1 protein-coding gene is annotated in these 1365 nt (G+C 44.5%); it reads right to left on the bottom strand.

Translation table 11 applies throughout. From position 1 onward, the window contains the following. Positions 1 to 147: 147 nt before the first annotated feature. Positions 148 to 1308 (bottom strand): porin, encoded by a 1161-nt coding sequence (locus tag NFR90_RS11560; RefSeq protein WP_160334996.1) that lies wholly within the window; start codon positions 1306 to 1308, stop codon positions 148 to 150. Positions 1309 to 1365: the final 57 nt, after the last annotated feature.

The following is a 1365-nucleotide window of genomic DNA, read 5'->3' as shown; positions in this document are numbered from 1 at the left end:
CGCTAAAAGTGTTTTTTTCATTTGAGAAATACTCCAATTGAAGTTAAAAACTTGCAGAAAGTTCAAATTCCTAGCAACAATTGAAGGCACTCAAAATGTAAAGGCCTCCCGAGGGAGGCCAATATTTGAACTAATTTTTTTGCAAGATTAGAACTTGTGGACCAAGCCAGTCCCTACAGTCCAACCATTGAACTTACCGTTTTCTACATCTTTGTAGAGCTTAGCTCCGTCTGAGTAACCAGCAAAACCATAGAAGTAAGTACGTTTACTCAGCGGATAGCTGTAACCAGCGTCAATATTCCAAGCTCTGTACTTCGTGTCAGCGCCAATAGCATTAGCGATATGCTTGAAGTCTCCATCGAGCTTGCCCAATAAGTAACGGGCACCCAATTTAGCAGTGCCTCCTGCTAAAGGTGCAGAGGCACTCAGACCAAAGGCATGTTGAGAATACACATCAGATTCCCAAGCATACTGATAGATACCCATGGCAGTTACAATACCGAAATTGTATGCGCCACCGGCAGTAACACTGTAAGCAGTCTTACGGTCCTCAAAATTCGCTTTAACAGCATCCAGCTTTTTCAGATCATCACCTTCGATCAGATCAAGTCCGAGGGTCTTAAGATAAGAATTAATTCCAGTGCCGATCCCCTTTTTTCCGCCTGTACCCTTCCCATCAAGGGCCTCAAAAATTACAGAGGCAGTTGCTGCATTACCCGCATATTTCAAACCTAAGCCGTAATAGTGTCTATTTTTAGACCATTTTTCGTTATCGGCGGAAGTACCATTAGAGTACATCGCATGAACAGTAACACCTCCAAAGGAAGGAGATACATAGGCAATAGCATTGTTCACACGGCCATTGCCTTTAGCGAAACTTGTCCAGCTGCCCTGATCTTCATAAGAGGTGCCAAAAGCCCAACCTGTGAGGATGTTGTTGGACTGAGCGCCGCCTGCAAGGCTGCCTAAGCGGCCAACTCCGATTTGACCGAAACCTCCGTTGATGTAGAGCTTGGATTCACGAGAGAAGGCTCCGTTCATGTCCTGAGCGCCGCTACCATCATCACTGTTGAAACCATCTTCAAGGATGAAGCCGACAGCGTAACCGTTGCCGAGTTCTTCAACACCCTTGATGCCCCAGCGGGAACCAGAGTCGAAACCGCTCTTCATCTGAACTTTAGTAGTGTTGTGTTTTACCTTGGAAACGACAACACTTGTATCGATAACGCCATAAAGGCTAACATTGGAAGCAGCAAAGGCAACACTAGATGCACCCATGACAGCTAAAGCTAAAAGTGTTTTTTTCATTTGAGAAATACTCCAATTGAAGTTAATAAACTTGCAGAAAGTTCAAATTCCTAGCAA

The sequence above is a fragment of the Parasutterella muris genome (assembly GCF_943193095.1).
Taxonomy (GTDB): domain Bacteria; phylum Pseudomonadota; class Gammaproteobacteria; order Burkholderiales; family Burkholderiaceae_F; genus Parasutterella; species Parasutterella muris.
The sequence above is the reverse complement of the archived record's forward strand: the minus strand, read 5'-3'. Positions and strand labels throughout refer to the sequence as shown.